General features: G+C 68.9%; 16 protein-coding genes. 6 read left to right on the top strand and 10 right to left on the bottom strand.

All coding sequences use genetic code 11. The features are described from left to right. Nucleotides 1–75: 75 nt before the first annotated feature. The 6 genes from QNJ67_03085 to QNJ67_03060 form a co-directional block, all read right to left on the bottom strand. Nucleotides 76–651 (bottom strand): molecular chaperone TorD family protein, encoded by a 576-nt coding sequence (locus QNJ67_03085; protein MDJ0607932.1) that lies wholly within the window; start codon nucleotides 649–651, stop codon nucleotides 76–78. A gap of 292 nt (nucleotides 652–943) precedes the next feature. After that, nucleotides 944–1,594 carry a DUF3306 domain-containing protein gene (locus QNJ67_03080; protein ID MDJ0607931.1) on the bottom strand — a complete coding sequence of 217 codons (651 nt, stop codon included), beginning with the start codon at nucleotides 1,592–1,594 and terminating at the stop codon, nucleotides 944–946. Nucleotides 1,595–1,600: 6 nt separating this feature from the next. Beyond that, on the bottom strand, nucleotides 1,601–2,149 hold the full coding sequence (locus QNJ67_03075; protein MDJ0607930.1) for a DUF3305 domain-containing protein: 549 nt from the start codon (nucleotides 2,147–2,149) through the stop codon (nucleotides 1,601–1,603). A gap of 89 nt (nucleotides 2,150–2,238) precedes the next feature. Then, nucleotides 2,239–3,189: a sulfotransferase domain-containing protein gene (locus tag QNJ67_03070; protein MDJ0607929.1), complete on the bottom strand. Its 951-nt coding sequence runs from the start codon at nucleotides 3,187–3,189 to the stop codon at nucleotides 2,239–2,241. A gap of 79 nt (nucleotides 3,190–3,268) precedes the next feature. Beyond that, on the bottom strand, nucleotides 3,269–4,168 hold the full coding sequence (locus QNJ67_03065) for a hypothetical protein (GenBank protein MDJ0607928.1): 900 nt from the start codon (nucleotides 4,166–4,168) through the stop codon (nucleotides 3,269–3,271). Between the two features lie 121 nt (nucleotides 4,169–4,289). Beyond that, nucleotides 4,290–5,429: an ELM1/GtrOC1 family putative glycosyltransferase gene (locus QNJ67_03060; GenBank protein ID MDJ0607927.1), complete on the bottom strand. Its 1,140-nt coding sequence runs from the start codon at nucleotides 5,427–5,429 to the stop codon at nucleotides 4,290–4,292. Between the two features lie 243 nt (nucleotides 5,430–5,672). Between QNJ67_03060 and QNJ67_03055 the strand changes: the two genes are divergently transcribed. Next, on the top strand, nucleotides 5,673–7,391 hold the full coding sequence (locus QNJ67_03055) for an ATP-binding cassette domain-containing protein (GenBank protein ID MDJ0607926.1): 1,719 nt from the start codon (nucleotides 5,673–5,675) through the stop codon (nucleotides 7,389–7,391). Nucleotides 7,392–7,428: 37 nt separating this feature from the next. Here QNJ67_03055 and QNJ67_03050 read toward each other — a convergent pair whose 3' ends face one another. After that, complete coding sequence (locus QNJ67_03050; protein ID MDJ0607925.1) at nucleotides 7,429–8,268, bottom strand: phytanoyl-CoA dioxygenase family protein; 840 nt, start codon at nucleotides 8,266–8,268, stop codon at nucleotides 7,429–7,431. A gap of 265 nt (nucleotides 8,269–8,533) precedes the next feature. Here QNJ67_03050 and QNJ67_03045 point away from each other — a divergent pair, with 265 nt between their 5' ends. Next, nucleotides 8,534–9,754, top strand: coding sequence for a hypothetical protein (locus tag QNJ67_03045; GenBank protein ID MDJ0607924.1), 1,221 nt, complete (start codon nucleotides 8,534–8,536; stop codon nucleotides 9,752–9,754). Here QNJ67_03045 and mobA read toward each other — a convergent pair. Together mobA and fdhD are read right to left on the bottom strand one after the other, a co-directional pair. Further along, nucleotides 9,751–10,389: a molybdenum cofactor guanylyltransferase MobA gene (gene mobA, locus QNJ67_03040; GenBank protein ID MDJ0607923.1), complete on the bottom strand. Its 639-nt coding sequence runs from the start codon at nucleotides 10,387–10,389 to the stop codon at nucleotides 9,751–9,753. The two genes, QNJ67_03045 and mobA, sit on opposite strands and share 4 nt — an antisense overlap. After that, on the bottom strand, nucleotides 10,382–11,248 hold the full coding sequence (gene fdhD, locus QNJ67_03035) for a formate dehydrogenase accessory sulfurtransferase FdhD (protein ID MDJ0607922.1): 867 nt from the start codon (nucleotides 11,246–11,248) through the stop codon (nucleotides 10,382–10,384). The genes mobA and fdhD overlap by 8 nt, the downstream gene beginning before the upstream one ends. 237 nt (nucleotides 11,249–11,485) lie before the next feature. Between fdhD and QNJ67_03030 the strand changes: the two genes are divergently transcribed. Genes QNJ67_03030 through QNJ67_03015 form a run of 4 tightly spaced genes read left to right on the top strand, consistent with a single transcriptional unit; the run spans nucleotide 11,486 to nucleotide 15,693 of the window. Beyond that, nucleotides 11,486–12,190, top strand: a complete 705-nt coding sequence (locus tag QNJ67_03030) for an ABC transporter permease (protein MDJ0607921.1) — start codon at nucleotides 11,486–11,488, stop codon at nucleotides 12,188–12,190. A gap of 17 nt (nucleotides 12,191–12,207) precedes the next feature. Next, nucleotides 12,208–12,921, top strand: a complete 714-nt coding sequence (locus tag QNJ67_03025; GenBank protein MDJ0607920.1) for an ATP-binding cassette domain-containing protein — start codon at nucleotides 12,208–12,210, stop codon at nucleotides 12,919–12,921. Next, a complete protein-coding gene (locus tag QNJ67_03020; GenBank protein ID MDJ0607919.1) occupies nucleotides 12,915–13,757 on the top strand; it encodes an extracellular solute-binding protein in 843 nt (280 codons plus the stop codon). The genes QNJ67_03025 and QNJ67_03020 overlap by 7 nt, the downstream gene beginning before the upstream one ends. A 43-nt stretch (nucleotides 13,758–13,800) precedes the next feature. Continuing rightward, on the top strand, nucleotides 13,801–15,693 hold the full coding sequence (locus QNJ67_03015; GenBank protein MDJ0607918.1) for an ABC transporter substrate-binding protein: 1,893 nt from the start codon (nucleotides 13,801–13,803) through the stop codon (nucleotides 15,691–15,693). A 48-nt stretch (nucleotides 15,694–15,741) separates the two neighbouring features. Here QNJ67_03015 and QNJ67_03010 read toward each other — a convergent pair whose 3' ends face one another. After that, nucleotides 15,742–16,356, bottom strand: coding sequence for a putative 2OG-Fe(II) oxygenase (locus QNJ67_03010; protein ID MDJ0607917.1), 615 nt, complete (start codon nucleotides 16,354–16,356; stop codon nucleotides 15,742–15,744). Nucleotides 16,357–16,379: the final 23 nt, after the last annotated feature.

Raw genomic sequence — 16,379 nt, 5'->3', positions numbered from 1 at the left:
CCTGGTGAACGCTTGTCGTGGGGTGATGGGACCAAGGCCGCGGGCACACCCCGAACCGCGCGGCCAAGCTCAAACCTAAGCCGCCATGGCGAAGGCTTGACTCTCGATTGACATGAACAGCCGGCCCAAGGTGCCGACCGGCATGTAGAAGACGGCCGAGGGCGAAGCCTCCATGTTCTCGAAGAACCGGGGCGCCCAACAGCCGATGTGATCGTCGAAGAAACGGCGCTGTGTCGCAAGGTCGGCCGGCTCGCCGAAGGCGCCGGTGATCAGGCCCGCCATCATGTCGCACAGCGCGGCGATGTGATCCTCGGATTCGGCGACGCCCTCGCCCCGGGCGATCCCGAGTTCGGCCATGTCGTCGCGCAGGCGGGCGAGCGGTTTCTCGTGGAGGAACCCCGTCAGGTAGTAAGAGCCGTAGGGGGTCAGCTCGCTCCCGCCGACGCCGATGAAGAGGTCGAAGTACTCCTGGGCGATCGCCTCGACCCGGCCGCCCTGCGCCGCCGCCCGAAGGGCGCGCAGGGTCGCGCTCAAATCCGTCTCGCTCCCCGCCGGCTCGTCGCTTCCCAAGCGCCGCAAGATCGCCAAGAGATCCTCGTCGGCCGGTCGCGACAGCAGGCGCGCGAGCAGCGCGTACCAATCGGCACGCAACTGATCTTCTTCAGAGATTTCAATGCTCACGGCGGCATCCGCCAAGTGACCAGTCCCTCCCGCGAAGCGGTCTGTTTTTCGTTGTCCCGATCTCCGAAACGGCTGCTGAAGTCGTCCCGGAGACCCGCACGAATAACCCTAAGTATCTGAGGGTTATCGCGATTATTAGACCGATTAGAAACCCAATCCGACACCGTGTCAACAGCGTGTCAACAGGTCGCCTGTCCGCTCCGGGACCGCTCTGCCGAACCAGGGTTGAAGAGCTGCGCGACCCTATCAACGCTGGGTTCGATCAGCTGTCGAATCGGCCCCAGCGCCGCCGGACCGCGCGGCCGGGAGGCGACTTCTCGACCGCCGCCGCGGGCCGCGCCTGCTCCGCGCCCGGGGGCTCCGGGGCCGCGGCGTTCGGGGCGCACGGCGGGGCGTGATCAAGCGACTCGGCAGCCTTAGCCTGCTGTTCTGCCGGCGCCGCCTCCTCGACCGCCTCCGCGGTAGCCTCGTCGGCCGCCTCCGGTTCCGCCTCTTCCGGGTCCGGCTTCTCCGGCGCCGGCATGCCCTTGCCGACCTCGTAGAGCGTCTTCAGGTTCTTCACCACCAGCGCCGCGTCGGTGAAGTCCTCGTCGTAGTCGTTCAGCCCGTCGAGGTTGGCGAAGACAGGGTTGAGACGCCAGAGCCTGCGCAGAGCGCGCTGCTTGAGCTCTTCGGGCACACCCTTCTGCAGAAAGACCGTGAAGTCCGACTCTCCGGTCAGGCTGTCGATGTCGGGCAGGGACTCGACCAGCGCCTCGACCTCGGCATCGCCCGGCGGCGCGGGCTCGCCGGCCGACGACCCTGGCGGCCCCGGCGTCGCGGCGTTCGTCTCGGCCTCGGGCGGCAGCTCGACGCGCCGCGTGCGCTTGAGCCTGGACCAGCGCGAAACGAAGCCTTTGTCGTCCTCGGCCATGACCGATCAGTCGAACCGGCCGTTGCCGCGGCCCGGCTCGCCGCCCGGGGGCCGACGGACGAAGCTCTCGTCGGGCCGGCGCGGGCCCTTTCGCTTGCGCTTGTAGAATGGCTCGTCCACGTGGTGCTCGTCGATGTAGGCCTGCACGAAGGCGACCACGCCCTCGGGCATGGCCACGGCCTCGACGATCTCCTCGCCGCTGTCCAGGTAATCCTGGGCCTCGTAGGGGCAGACCGTCACCAGGAAGGGCGTGACCTCGTGCTCGCACGCCGGGTCCTCGACGCTGCGCAGGCAGACGAAGACCCGCGGCGGCTCTTGGGAGAGGTTCACCCGGTACCCCTCGGTCTCTTTGCGAAACAGTTCCAGCGGCAAGGTGCCGGCGTGAAATCGGATCCAATCCTCGCCGCGCGCGAGCTCGAGCCAGGGGTCGCGCGGGTCGCGGGGCGCAGCACCCGGAATCACCGCGACCGGCCGCCAGGCATAGTCCTGCCAGGGATGGTCGCTCTCGCGCCGCTCGATCACCACGCCGAGCGGCAGGCTTTCCTGTCGCCGCACTTCGCCTCCCTAAAGACGTTCCCGGCGCCGACCGGGCGCCGCACTCCCCTTCATTTTACCGCCGGTTCCGGCGTTTGACAGGGCCGGCCTCAGCCGGCGACGGCGACCCCGGCTTCCGGCTCCTCACCGCTGCCGCCTCTCGCGTAGCCGAAGAAGGGCGACAGGCGGTCGCGGACCACCCGGTCCAGGGTCTCGGTCTCGTCCTCCTCGAAATAGTCGCGGTAGCCGCCGACCTTGGCCCGGCGCACCTTGAAGGACTGCGGGTTCCGGCTGTCGCCGGGCTTCATGCGCGAGCCCGACAGCCAGAACACCTTCTTCTGCTCCATCTTCTTCATGTTCTCGATCGAGGCGAAGGCGACCGCGCCCGCCAGTTCGGCGTCGCTGGCCGGCGTGCCGATGAAGTCCATGATCCGGCCGAGCACGGCCTTCGGGTCCTTGCGCATGTCCTCGTAGCGCACGACCAGGAAATCCTCGAACTTGTCCGCTTCCTCGGCCCAGAGGTTCATGAACTTGATCACGTTGGGCAGGCCGGACTCGGGCCGCATCACGAAGTCGTAGAGCGAGATGTCCTCGCCGTGCGTCGGGTAGGCGTTGAGCGCCTTCTTGCGCCGCCGCATGCGGAACTTCCACTGGAAGAACTGCGACACCGCGACATCGGCCGGGTCGCGGGCCAGAAGGACCACCTTCTTGCCATAGTAGTCCTTCTTGCTGTCCCCGTTGCCCGTATAGTCCTTGATGTAGTTGTCGTGCGAAAACAGGATCTTGGGGACCGCGGTATTCCTTCGATGCATGTTGTCGAAGGTGATCAGCTGCCGCTCGGCGAGACCGTGCTTGAGCTGATAGACCCGCGAGATCATCACCCTCAGCCAGGTGCGACCGCTCTTGCCGTAGGAAACGATGACGCAGTCTGCCTGCTTCAGCTTGGCCAACTCGTCGCGTCCCCTGATCCAGCGTTCGATCCGGACCTTGCGCGACTCGGGCAGGAAGAAGAGGACGAGCAGGATCAGCTCTCGCAGGAACTGGCTCAGTGCCGTGGACATGAGGCGAACGGCCTTTCGGGTGTGATTGCGATCATCTCTCTTCCAGGTCCCGGGCACGCGCCCGCGACGCTCGGCCGGTTCATGCGGCCAGCGGCGGCACCCGTTCGAGTACCTCGAAGGCGTCGCCGCGCACATGCTTGCGGGCCATCTCGTCGCGCAGCATGTCCTCGGTGATCACGCCTTTCTCCAGGCATTCGCGCAGCAGGCCGAAGAAGAAGCGCTCTTGGTTGGTATCGGGGTGCGCCCGGTAGTGGCCCAAGAGGCCGTAGACGCCGAACAGGCGCCGGCGGGCCTTGTCCAGCAGCCCGAGCAGGGTCGAGCCGGCCGGCTTGTCCGGCGGCGTGTAGTCGACCCGCAGGCCGGTCTTCCAGGGCTGGGTGCGCCGCTTCGTGTTGTGCAGCAGCTTGGTCTTCTTGGTCAGGCGGTCGAAGTCGTTCCATTCGTTCTCAAACAGGGCGATGGATTCGCGCGGCTCATTCTTGAGGCCGATCCAGTCCGCATAGTCGAGTTCCCGGGTAAAGAGCTTGTCGAAGCTCTCCTCGGCGCGCCAGTGGGTCAGCTTGGCGCAGTCCAGCAGCATCACGCTGGTCGCCATGCTGTCCGACTTGCCCAGCACCCCGCGCGGCCGGCACATGATCGCCGCGCCGCCCATATCGCGGCTCAGCAGGTCCCAGATATCGCCGACCGCGAAGACGTCGGGGTCGGTGATCACGGCGCGGCCCTGGTAGCCCATCAGCTCCGGCGGCAGGAAGCGCAGAGGGGTGAAGGACTGCAGGTCATCGTAGTCCCAGATCCGGGTGCCGCCATCGCGCAGATAGGGCTGCCCGTCGTGCCGGCGCAGAAAATCGTAGTCCTTGGTATCGATAATCCGGACCTCGAACTTGTCGGCGTGTCGAGAGTTGCGCTTGAACGCGTACTGCCCTACGAGGGCCCCGACCATCTGCTTGTGATTGCTATGGATGAATACCTGATAGTCCATAGATTCCGCTCCTTCGCGAAAACTACTCCGGCCGATGGCAATTGTTGTGCGGGCCAGGGTCTTAACATTCGATTTGCCGCTTCACAACAGGGTAGGGCTTTACGGTGCTGGCTCCCGACGGTCAAGCCGCGCCGAACAGTCCGTGGATGCGCCGGACCACCTTGTCGAGGTCGTCGGGCGCGCCCGAGCGGCCCGTTGGAAAGGGCGCGCCGAGCCAGACCGCGAGGCCGCGCTCGACCAGGGCGCGCTGCACGGCGGTCAGGTCGCGGGAACTGAAAAACAACCGATTCAACGCGGCGGCCCGGTCGGCGTTGACGGGCGCTCCGGGGCCCCAGCCAGCCAAGCCCAGGGCCCGGGCCAGGTCCGCGAGGGGGGCCATGCGCACCGGCGGCGCGAAGATTGCCAGCGGCCTGCCGAGTCGCGCAACCTCGACCATCATCGATACGCTGTCGCCGGTCACCACGAAGCGGTCGGCCAGGGCGAGCAGGCCCGCATAGGGATTCTCGGGCGCGTCCGGGCGCCAGGCGTGGAGTCTGGCGTTGGCCGGCAAGGCCGCCTCCAGAGCGCGTACCGCCGGCTCCGGGGTCCGCCGGCTGGTGGTGAAGTAGAGCGTCCCGGGCCCCTCCGCGCTGGTTTCAGTCGCCTTGCGGACGCCGGCGACCAGTTCCGCCATGGCCGCCGCATCGACCCGGAAGGGCCGCGTCTTGCCGCCAACCAACACCGCCGTCAGGGGCCTCGGCAGGTCGGCGAAGCGGGGCGACCACTCCTCCCGGCCCGCTTCGATCCGCGCCCGGTCGGGCCGCATCAGCGGCAGGGCCAGCGGCACCACGCGCTCGTCGTCCGGGACCCGGAACTGGGGCGGGGCGACGACGAGGTCGAAAGTCGCCGGGCCGCCGCGCGGCCGGCCGACCATCACCACCTTGGCACGGTCGCCCGACTGGCGGCGCAGCCACACCGCGGCCATGGCCGGACGCCGGCCGGCGGTGATCACGAGATCGGGCCAGGGGGGTTCGAGGCGCGCGGAGCTCTCCAGGTCGATGTGGTGCAGGGAAGGCCGGAAGCGCGGCTTGCCCTCGACGAAACGGGGCTTGAACTTCAGCATCTTGCGCTCCAGCGGCCAGCCCAGATGCTCGGCGACGATTTCCGCTTGCGCGTTGTCGCCCAGCTTGTCCCCGAGAACCAACCAGACCCGCGGGAGCCGATTGGTCGGTCGGCCCTCGGCCGGGGGGTCTTCCAAGGAGCGGTCGATTGGTTCTTGCATCCGGGTCTTGAGGGGGCTGCTTCGCCTTTGTGTTTCCGGCTACCCTTTGTTAAGGAGTGCGAAACCAGACTTGCCGAGGGGCGGTGACGAACGAGCTTGTGCGCAGGCCCGGCGGCGCCTGCCGGCAGCTCGCAAGCGCCGCTGGCGCGGCATCACGGCGTCTGCTAGGACAGGCGAGATCAGCCGTACAATAGGCGTCCTCCCGGGCGAGACAAGCAGCTTGATGGAAGAGTTCGCGCGTCGATGAGAAGCATCTTTCGGATATTCATGTCGCTCGACGCGAGCACGCGGTGGACCGTGCTGTTCTTTCTGCTGCTATCGTCCCTGACCGAGGGGTTCGGCATTGCCAGCCTGCTGCCGCTCCTGTCGATGATCGACCCGAACGCCACGGAAGATCCCTCGCCGCTCACGGAAGCCGTCGAGAAGGCGCTCGCCTTAGTCGGGCTCGAGCCGACGCTCGTGACGCTGCTCCTATTGCTGGTCGGCATGGCCTTCGCGACGGCCTTGTTGAAGATGGTGGCAGCGCGTCACGTCGGCTTCGCCGCCGTCGCGCTGGTGACGCGCATGCGAAAGCGGATCATCGAAAACCTCCTCTCGGTGAACTGGTGGTTCTTCACCCACCAGCCCGTCGGCCGCTTCTCCAACGCCATCAGCCTGGAAGCGGCCCGCTCGGCCCAGGCCTACATGCTGGCCGTACAGTTCTTCGCGAGCGCGCTGCGCTGCTTGCTCTATATCGGCCTGGCGATATTGATATCCTGGAAGCTCGCGCTCTTCGCCGCAGGGATCGGCGTCGTGCTCATCTTGGTCCTTAATCCCCTGGTCCGGCTCTCCAAGCGCGCCGGCCGGCGGCAGACCAAGCACACGCGCCAGCTCGTCATCGACCTCAACGATGCCCTGATCGGCATCAAGCCGATCAAGGCCATGGCCCGCCAGGGCCAGTATGCCGAGCTGTTCCAAGACCGCCTGGCGCGCCTGAAGAAGGCGCTGCGCCTTCAGGTCGTCAGCGCCTTCTTCATGAGCGCGGCACGCGAACCGATCTACGTCACCTTCATGGCGATCGGCTTCTACATCGCGGTCACCGTCTGGGCGGTTCCGCTCGCCATCCTCCTGGTCATGGGGGTCATGACCAAGCGGACAGTCCGGGCCATCGCCGAGCTTCAGAAGGTCCAGCAGGAGGCGGCGATCGTCGAGGCCGCCTACGATTCGGTGCACAGTATCCTGGACGAGGCGGTGGAGAATCGGGAGCCGCCGGGCGGTACCAAGAAGCCGACTCTCGAGCAGGGCTGCAGTCTGCACAACATCTCCTTCTCTTTCGGCGGCAAGCCGGTTCTCGACGGCGTTTCCTTGGAGATCCCAGCCAACAAGGTCACCGTCCTGATCGGCGCTTCCGGCGTCGGCAAGACCACGCTGACCGACATCCTTCTGGGCTTCTACCAGCCGCAGGAGGGCGAGGTGCTGATCGACGGCACCCCGCTTCCAGAGATCAACCTGCAGGCCTGGCGCAGCATGATCGGCTACGTGCCCCAGGAACTCATCCTGTTCAACGACACGATCCTGAACAACATCACCCTGGGGGACCGGTCGCTCAGTGCGGAGCGGGCCGAAGCGGCGCTCAAGGCCGCTGACGCTTGGGATTTCGTGCGCGAAACCCCGAACGGCATCATGACCGTGGTCGGCGAACGCGGGCTAAAGATCTCCGGCGGCCAACGCCAGCGCATCGCCCTGGCCCGTGCCCTTGTGCACGACCCGAAGCTCTTGATTCTCGACGAGGTGACCAGCGCCCTCGACCCGGAGACCGAGCAGGCGATCTGCCGGAACATCCGCGACATTGCCGGCGGCCGGACGATCCTTTCGATCACCCATCGTCCGGCCTGGCTCGAAGCGGCCGACCAGGTCTACGAGCTCGGCACCGATCAAGCAGAGTCCGAGCGGGAAGAAGACGCGGAAACGGCGATTATCTGAGCCAGGGTCCCATTGCAGCGCGTCGCGGGGGAACGCGTCACGGGTCGACGAAGTGCGGCTCGGGGCGCCGGAATAGATCCTCGAAGTGAACCAAGACCGGCTCGCCCAGGGGGCAGGGCCGGCCGGCCCGAAAGGCCCACTCGCCGCGGTCGCAGTCGTCGGCCGAGACGTAGCCGTTGAGATAGAACCGCCGGTCGCCCCGGGACCGGTTGGGGCCCGAGCCGTGGACCAGATAGAGGTTCCAGAAGGCGAGATCGCCGGGCTCCAGTTCCAGGTGGATCTTGCTCGCCGGATCGATCCCGGCGCGCGCCACGTCGGCGTCGTCGAGCGGCCGGTCCATGATCGGCCCGGCATCGGCCAGGCTCAGTTCGCCCAGCCTGTGACTTCCCGGAAAGATCGTCATGGCGCCGCTCGACCGATCATGGGCGTCGATCGCCAGGCCGGTCTGCACGTAGGCCCGCTCGGTCCGGCGGTAGGCCTCGCGCGGCCGGCGGAACCGGATGTCCTGGTGATAGCCAAACTCGGCCCCGGCCGCTCCCGGCGGCTTCCAGTGGAGCTGGTTGATGATCTGCTTGATGTCCGGCCCGAGGAGCGGTCCGAGCAGGTCGAAAAGGCGCGGGTCGGTCCGGACCGCCGCGAAGGTCTCGTCGAAGTAGGAGGGCCACTGGACCATGCGGACGATCTTGCCGAGGTTCGGATCCTCGCCAAGGCGGAACAGCGTGTTCTGATGCCGAAAAGAGGCCCCGTAGGCCAGCCCCTGGGCGTAGCTGCGGTCGAAGGCTTCGGCCAGATCGGCGATCTCCGCCGCCGAAAAAAGGCCCCTAACGACCGCGTAGCCGAACTCCCGATAGTGGGACAGCGAATCGCTCGACACCATCACTTCGCCCTCGCCACGAATGGCATGATCAGGAACATTCTGCCATGCTACCGGATCGATTTGAATATCTTGTTACAATAATACCATAGAATGGCACAAACTGGCACGAATACTTTGTTTTTACTGGAATAATACTGACGTGGTTAATGTAATTAGCCATAAACCGTCTTGAAGTCGCAATCCGCGGCTCCATTGACGGCGTTCCAGGCCGTGCTAAACACCCTCGCGCTCAATCGGGCAGGGCCAAACGAGTCGAGACAGCGAGATGGCAAGAGTTCTTTTCGGATGGGAGTTCGGCGGCGGCCTGGGCCATCTGACCACCCTGCTGCCGATCGCCGAGGGCCTGGCCGGGGATCACGAGGCGGTCTTCGCGGTCAAGCACCTGGGCGACTCGCAGCGCTTTCTGACCGGCCGGGGCGGGCCCGTCGCGGATTCCATGCTGCTTCAGGCGCCGCGGTGGCCGACCGTCTACCAGCCGAAGGACCCCAGGGCGCTCGCCCATAGCCACGCCGACACCCTGCGCAACCACGGCTACCACGATCCCGCTCTGCTGCTGGGACAGGCGCGCGGCTGGCAGGCCATCATCCGCCTGGTCGAACCCTCGCTGGTGGTCGCCGACTACAGCCCGACGCTCCTGATGGCGGCGCGGGGCCAAGTTCCGACGCTCGCCGTGGGCACGGGCTACAGCATTCCCCCGCCGGGGCAACCCTGCCCGCCCATGCGCCCCTGGGAGACCGAGGTCCCGGCCTCGAGCCGGACCGCCGAGCGGGAGGTTCTGCAGGCGGTGCAGAGCATCCAGAAGCAGCTCGGCGTCCGCCCGGTCGACCACCTCGCCGACATCTTCAACGGCGACGCGACCTTCGCCTGCACGATTCCCGAGTTCGACCCCTACCGCGCGTTCCGCCGGGAGCCGCCGCTGGCGCCCTACAACGTGCCCGCCTTCGGCGCGGTCCGCCCCTTGGAGACCCGGCCCGAGAACCGGGTCTTCGTCTACCTGCCGGCCAACAATCGGCACCTCGCGACCACGCTGGACGCGATCGTTAGGCTGAAGCTGCCCGGCGACGTCTTCGTTCCGGGCATCGATGCGGGCCTTCGGCGGCGTTTCGAGTCGTCTTCCCTGACGTTCCACGACCGCCCGCTGCCGCTGGAGCAGGTCCTGCCTGAATCGCGCATCGCGATCCACCACGGCGGCCACGCCACGGCCTTCGCCGCGCTGCGCGCCGGCACGCCGCAGCTGCTGCTGGTCAACAACCTGGAGCGGCTGGTGACCTCCTACGGCCTGCACCAGCTGAACTGCGCGATCACGGTCAACGCCGACGGCAAGCTGACGGTCGAGAGCGTGATGGGCTACCTGCGCCGGCTCCTGGACACGGCCGAGACACGGAACGCGGCGACCGCGACCGCCGAAAGGCTGGCCGCGCAGCCGCCGTCGGATCCGGTCGGAACCATCCTGGACACCTGCCGGGACTTGATCGGGAAGGTCTAATCGAGAGCGGCGGCGAAGCGTTCCGCCGCCGCCAAGTCATCGGGCCGGTTGGCGTTGAAGAAGGGGTCGAGCGGCCCGGCGTCCGTGGCCAGGGCCTCGAAAGTCACGGTGGCCAGGCGGTAGCGGCCGGTCCAGACGTCGACCTTGCGGCCGCCCTCCTCGCCCAGGAACCGCGCCAGGTCGTCTTTCAAGCCGAGCGGCCACAGACCGAAGACCGGGTGGGCCTGGCCCTGCGAGGCGGCGCAGGCCAGGTCGGCGCCCTCCGCCGACACGGCGTCAAGCATGCGACGGACCAGATCGCGCGGCAGGAAGGGCGCGTCGCAGGCGAAGCTGGCCAGCCAGGCGCAGTCCGGCGCGTTGCGGGAAACCCAGTCGAGACCGGTCAGGATGCCGGCCAGCGGCCCGGCGAAGCCCTCGACCACGTCGGCGGCGACCGGCAGGCCGAAGGTCTCGAAGCGGGCCGGATCGCCGTTAGCGTTCAGCACCAGGGGTCCGACCTGGGGCCGCGCGCGCTCGATAACCCGCTCGAGGATCGAGCGGCCGGCCAGCAGGCGCAGTCCCTTGTCGCCGCCCCCCATGCGCCGCGAGAGCCCGCCGGCCATCACCACGCCGGCGACCGCCGCGCCTTCAGTCATCGCCGCCCCGGCCCGCCTTGCGCTGGTGCCGGGCGTCCTCCTCGGCGACCGCCGCGGGATCGCCGTCGAAGACGATGCGCTCCTCGCCGGCCAGGGCGATGAAGCGCTTGCCCTTGGCCCGGCCGACCAGGGTCAGGCCGGCCTGGCGCGCCAGATCCACGCCCCAGGCCGTGAAGCCCGAGCGGGAGATCAGGATCGGCACGCCCATCTGGACCGTCTTGATCACCATCTCCGAGGTCAGGCGGCCGGTCGTGTAGAAGATCTTGTCGTCGGGCGCGATGCCTTCGAGGAACATGTAGCCGGCGATCTTGTCGACCGCGTTGTGGCGGCCGACGTCCTCCATGTAGACCAGGGGCCGGTCGCCCCGGCAGAGCACGCAGCCGTGGATCGCCCCGGCGCCGAGGTAGAGGCTGGGCGCCTGGTTGATCTTGCGCGACAGGGCGTAGATCCAGGATGTCTTGAGCCGGGCCTCCGCCGGCAGGGCGACCTCTTCGAACTTCTCCATCAGGTCGCCGAACACCGTTCCCTGGGCGCAGCCCGAGGTGCGGATCTTCTTCTTGAGCTTCTCCTCGTAGTCGGTCTGCCGCTCGGTCCGGACCACGACCACCTCGAGCTCGTCGTCGTGCTCGATCGCGGTGATCACGTCGTCGGGCCGCAGCATGTTCTGGTTCAGGAGATAGCCGACGGCGAGGAAGTCCGGGTAGTCGGCGATCGTCATCATGGTGACGATCTCCTGGCCGTTCAGGAACAGCGTCAGCGGCCGCTCGACCACTACCGAGGTCTCGACCGCCTGGCCGTCCTGGTCGACGCCCGGCACGCGCACGGTCAGGCGCGGGTCCTCGGGGTCCGGCGCCAGCAGGAACTCGGTCCGCGCCGCCGGGTCGGCCGTCTTACTTCCCGACCGCGCGTGCTGTCTGACTTCCCGGCGCTTGGATTGGGCCTCCGCCACGGCGGCCTCTCCCTCCAGATCTAGAACGGCGGCAATTCTGCGCCCCGGGGCCCGCCGCCGCAAGCAGACCCACGCTGACCTGCTAGCTTTACGCAACCCTGCGTTTTTTGTAAAAAATGCATACCTTTTCATTTTTTTGCGCGCTTGATGCAGGATCTCACCGACGCCTTCGCCACGGCCTTCGGCCTGATCGCCGGTCTCGACCCCGACCTGGTGGAGATCGTCGCCCTGTCGCTCAGGGTCAGCCTGACCGCGGTCGCCCTGGCCGCCCTGATCGGCCTGCCGCTCGGCGCGGCTCTGGCCCTCTTCCGCTTTCCCGGCCGCGAGGTCCTGAACGTCGCGCTCAACGCCCTGATGGGCCTGCCTCCGGTCGTGGTCGGCCTCTTCGTCTATCTCATGCTGTCGCGCGCCGGCCCCTTGGGCGTGCTGGGCCTGCTGTTCAGCCCGACGGCGATGATCATCGCCCAGTGCCTCCTGGTCGCCCCCATCGTCGCGGCCCTGTCGCGCCAGGTGGTCGAGGATCTCTGGGCCGAGTACCAGGAGCAGCTCCAGTCCCTCGGCTGCGGCCCGGCCCGGGCGATCCCGACCTTGCTGTGGGACGGCCGGACCAGCCTGGTGACCGTGGTCCTGGCCGGTTTCGGGCGGGCCAGCGCCGAGGTCGGGGCCGTCATGATCGTCGGCGGCAACATCGACCACGTGACCCGGGTCATGACCACGGCGATCGCTCTGGAGACCTCGCGCGGCGACCTCGCGCTCGCGCTCGGCCTCGGCCTGATCCTCATGCTCCTCTCCCTGGCGATCAACGGCGCGGCCTACGCGGTCAGCCGCGCGTCCCGTCCGGCGGCGGCCTAGGGCGGCCTAGGGCGGCCATGGCGCAAACGGCGATCTTGCCCGGCGTGGCAGAGGGCCTCTGCTACCAGCGCCGCGGCCGCCGGCTGATCGACGGCCTCAGCTTCACGATCCACGAGGGCCCGCGCACCGTCCTGCTGGGGCCCAACGGCGCGGGCAAGAGCCTGACCCTTCGATTGCTCCACGGCCTGCTCCGGCCGAGCGCCGGACGGATCGCCTGGCAGGGCGTCGAGCCGCGCCGGCGCCAGGCCATGGTCTTTCAGCGCCCGGTCATGCTGCGCCGCTCGGCGGCGGCCAACATCGATTTCGCGCTGGTCCTGCGCGGCCTCGGCGCGCAGGACCGCCAGCGCCGGCGCGACGAGGCGCTCGAGCGCACCGGCCTGGGCAAACTGGCCGCCAGCCCGGCACGGGCGCTGTCGGTCGGCGAGCAGCAGCGCCTTGCGCTCGCCCGGGCCTGGGCGGTCCGGCCGCAGGTGCTGTTCCTGGACGAGCCCACCGCCAGCCTCGACCCGGCCGCGACCCGCGCCGTCGAGGCCATCGTCGCCGACATTCGGGAGAGCGGCACGAAGATCGTCATGACCACCCACGATCTCGGCCAGGCCCGACGGCTGGCCGACGAGGTGCTCTTCCTCCACAACGGCCGCCTGGTCGAAACGGCCGCGGCCGAGCGGTTCTTCGACGCGCCGCGGAGCCCCGAGGCCGACGCCTTCCTCAAGGGAGAATTGCTATGGTGACGTTCTTCGGACGACGGGTTCTCGCCCTCTGCGCGGGCCTCGCCCTCGCCGTTCCGGCCCTGCTTGGCGGAGCCCAGGCGAGCGAGCGCTTCATCGTCCTGGCCTCGACCACCTCGACCGACAACTCGGGGCTCTTCGCCCATCTTCTGCCAAGCTTCACCGCGAAGACCGGGATCGAGGTCCGCGTGGTGGCGCTCGGCACCGGTCAGGCGCTGCGCCTGGCCGAGCGCGGCGACGCCGACGTCCTGCTGGTCCACCACAGGCCGTCGGAGGACCGCTTCGTCGCCGAGGGCCACGGCAGCGCGCGCCACGACGTCATGTACAACGACTTCGTGATCCTCGGCCCGCGGGCCGACCCGGCGGGCATCGCCGGGCTCTCCGACGCCCCCGAGGCACTGGTGCGCATCGCCGCGCAGGGCGCCGTTTTCATGTCGCGCGGCGACGACAGCGGCACCCACAAGAAGGAGCGCGACCTCTGGCGGGCAGCGGGAGTCGATGTCGAGGCTGAGAGCGGCGGCTGGTACCGCGAGACCGGCTCCGGCATGGGCGCGACCCTAAACACGGCCGCGGCCCAGGGCAGCTACCTCTTGAGCGACCGGGCAACCTGGACCGCCTTCCGAAACAAGGGCGACCTCGCGATCCTGGCCGAGGGCGACCCGCGCCTGTTCAACCCCTACGGCGTGATCCTGGTCAGTTCGGAGCGCCACCCCCACGTCAAGGCGGCGGCCGGCCAGGCCTTCATCGACTGGCTGATCTCGCCCGAGGGCCAGGCGAAGATCGCCGCCTTCAAGGTCGGCGGACGCCAGCTCTTCTTCCCCAACGCGGGCGGGTCCTGAATCCCTGCGAGCGGCGCCTGCTCCCGTGCTATGGCTTCGGGCCATGGTCCGGTTCCCGACCCTCTTCGCCCTCGCCGTCCTGGCCCTCGGCGCCGCGCCGCCAGGGCGCGCCGAGGAACCGCCTCTGCTGCGCGACCTGGTCGCCGGCGGCGCGCTGCCGCCGCTGGCCGAGCGCCTGCCGGCGCTGCCCCGCCGCGACCTGCCGCAGCGCGAAGCTTGGCGCGAAGGGCGCTACGGCGGCACCCTGCGCACCCTGACCCGCGCCGGGCGGGACGCCCGCGACCTGGTCATGTTGGGCTATGCGCGCTTGATGGTCTGGGACGAGGATTTCCGCCTGCGGCCCGATATCCTGGCCGAGGTGGAGGTCGATGAGGGCCGCGTCTTCACGCTGCACCTGAGACCGGGCCACCGCTGGTCCGACGGCCACCCCTTCACCGCCGAGGATTTCCGTTTCTGGTGGGAAGACGTGGCGACCCATCCGGAGCTGAGCCGGAGCGGCCCGCCCCGCGAGCTCCTCGCCTCCGGCCGCCCGCCGGTCTTCGAGGTGCTCGGCGAGACCGCGGTCCGCTTTACCTGGGAGACCGCCAACCCCCACTTCCTGCCGGCCCTGGCGGCGACCCGCCCGCCCTTCATCTACCGGCCCGCGCACCGCCTCAAGGCCTTCCATCCTCGCTACCGCGATCCGGCGGCGCTGGAGGCCGAGGCGACGGACGCGGGCCTCGCGGGCTGGGTCGCGCGGTTCCGCCGCGAGGACAGCCCCTTCCGCTTCGACAACCCGGAACGGCCGACGCTGCAGCCCTGGGTCCTGCGCACCCGGATCCCGGGCCAGCGCTTCGAGGCCGAGCGCAACCCCTACTTCCACCGGGTCGACGGCCGCGGCCGACAGCTTCCCTACATCGACCGCGTGGTCCTGACGCGCAGCCGCCAGGCCCTGATCCCGGCGCAGGCGGCGGCGGGCGCGGTGGACCTCCAGGCGCGCGGGTTGGCCCTGGCCGACTTCGCCCTGCTGAAGCAGGCCGAGTCGCGCGGCGCGATGACCGTCCGGCTCTGGCCGATCGGCCGCGGCGCGCAGCTGGCGCTCTATCCGAACCTCAACGCCGCCGACCCCCTATGGCGCCGCCTGCTGCGCGAGCCGGACTTCCGGCGCGCCCTCTCGCTGGCGATCGACCGCGGGCGGATTAACCGCGCGGTCTACCAGGACCTGGGCCTGCCCGGCGCCAACACGGTCCTGCCGGCGAGCCCGCTCTACCGTCCGGCGCTGCGGGCCGCCTGGGCAGAGCACGATCCGGAGCGGGCCGGCCGGCTGCTCGACGGACTGGGGCTCGCCGGTCGCGATTCCGACGGGGTGCGGCTGACGGCCGACGGCACCCGCCTGGCCCTGGCGGTCGAGGCCGGCGACGCCGATCCCCGCGAGGTCGACGTGCTGGAGCTGATCGCCGAGGACTTCTGGGCGGTCGGCGTGGAGCTGCTGATCCGGACCACCGGACGGCAGAACTTCCGGCAGCGCGTCAAGACCGGCGCGGTGCCGCTCAGCATCTTCTACGGCCTGGCGAACGGGCTGGCGACCGCCGCCATGAGCCCCGCCGAGCTGGCGCCGACCAGCGACCGGCAGAACAACTGGCCGCTCTGGGGCCGCCACACCGAGAGCGGCGGGCGGGCCGGCGAGCCGCCCGACCTGCCGTCGGCGGTCCGCCTGCTCGCGCTCTACCGGGACTGGACGCAGGCAGAAAACGAGGCCGCCCGGATCGCGGCCTGGCGGGCGATGCTCGAGATCCACGCCGAGCAGGTCTTCACCATCGGGCTCGTCGGGCAGGTCTTCCAGCCGGTCGTCGCCAGTCGGCGCCTGCGCAACCTGCCCGAAGCCTTCCCTTACCTCTATCAGCCGGGCGCCTACTTCGGCCGGGCCCGCGCGGACACCTTCTGGTTCGACGGCTGACCCGTCCGGATCGGACTGGTTCTCAGTGCTGGAGGGGCGTGACGCGGGTCAGCTCGAACCGCTCCCGCCCGATCTAGTCTTCGGGCGGACCGCTACGTCGAAGCCGAGGGTGATGCACTCGCGCTCGGCGTGCTCGTTGTGGAGCGAGCGCGGCAGCCAGGAGGGAAACAGGATCAGCGAGCCGCTCTCGAGGCCGACGACGGCGCTGGTCGCGTTGATCTCGGTCACCGCCTTGTAGCGGATATCGACGCCGTTGGTCTGCATGCGCGGATCGTGGAAAACCACCGCGCTGTCGCTGGGCGTCTGCACCGCGTAGACGCCGCTCAGGAAGTGGTGGGGCTCGAGCCGGCGGCCGTTGGCGCTCTGCCACCTGGGTTCGATCTCGGCCCAGCAGCGCGAAATACGGAAGCTCTCGCTGTCAACCTCGAGCTCCTCGACGATCTCCCGCGCGGCGGCTTCGATCTTGCGGCTGAGCGGCAGCAGCTGCGGCCGGGTATGGAGGTCCTCCAGCACCCGCCGGCCGAGCCAGCCGCCCGCTTGGCCCCGCTCCCGGGCGATAATGGTCATGACCGCCTGGTTGACCAGGCGCGCCTCTCGCTCGGAGAGCGCGTGGGTCCAGACTTTCGTCGGGAACAGTGCGATCGAGTTTCTACGGGCAAACATGACCGGCAAAGTTGCTGCTTGTC

This window comes from Kiloniellales bacterium (assembly GCA_030064845.1).
GTDB lineage: Bacteria > Pseudomonadota > Alphaproteobacteria > Kiloniellales > JAKSDN01 > JASJEC01.
The sequence above is the reverse complement of the archived record's forward strand: the minus strand, read 5'-3'. Positions and strand labels throughout refer to the sequence as shown.

Coding starts and splice junctions, on each gene's coding strand:
- QNJ67_03080 (MDJ0607931.1), bottom strand. CDS start 1,594: ATGGCCGAGGACGACAAAGGCTTCGTTTCGCGCTGGTCCAGGCTCAAG.
- QNJ67_03070 (MDJ0607929.1), bottom strand. CDS start 3,189: ATGTCCACGGCACTGAGCCAGTTCCTGCGAGAGCTGATCCTGCTCGTC.
- QNJ67_03065 (MDJ0607928.1), bottom strand. CDS start 4,168: ATGGACTATCAGGTATTCATCCATAGCAATCACAAGCAGATGGTCGGG.
- QNJ67_03060 (MDJ0607927.1), bottom strand. CDS start 5,429: ATGCAAGAACCAATCGACCGCTCCTTGGAAGACCCCCCGGCCGAGGGC.
- QNJ67_03055 (MDJ0607926.1), top strand. CDS start 5,673: ATGAGAAGCATCTTTCGGATATTCATGTCGCTCGACGCGAGCACGCGG.
- QNJ67_03050 (MDJ0607925.1), bottom strand. CDS start 8,268: ATGGTGTCGAGCGATTCGCTGTCCCACTATCGGGAGTTCGGCTACGCG.
- QNJ67_03045 (MDJ0607924.1), top strand. CDS start 8,534: ATGGCAAGAGTTCTTTTCGGATGGGAGTTCGGCGGCGGCCTGGGCCAT.
- mobA (MDJ0607923.1), bottom strand. CDS start 10,389: ATGACTGAAGGCGCGGCGGTCGCCGGCGTGGTGATGGCCGGCGGGCTC.
- QNJ67_03030 (MDJ0607921.1), top strand. CDS start 11,486: ATGCAGGATCTCACCGACGCCTTCGCCACGGCCTTCGGCCTGATCGCC.
- QNJ67_03025 (MDJ0607920.1), top strand. CDS start 12,208: ATGGCGCAAACGGCGATCTTGCCCGGCGTGGCAGAGGGCCTCTGCTAC.
- QNJ67_03020 (MDJ0607919.1), top strand. CDS start 12,915: ATGGTGACGTTCTTCGGACGACGGGTTCTCGCCCTCTGCGCGGGCCTC.
- QNJ67_03015 (MDJ0607918.1), top strand. CDS start 13,801: ATGGTCCGGTTCCCGACCCTCTTCGCCCTCGCCGTCCTGGCCCTCGGC.
- QNJ67_03010 (MDJ0607917.1), bottom strand. CDS start 16,356: ATGTTTGCCCGTAGAAACTCGATCGCACTGTTCCCGACGAAAGTCTGG.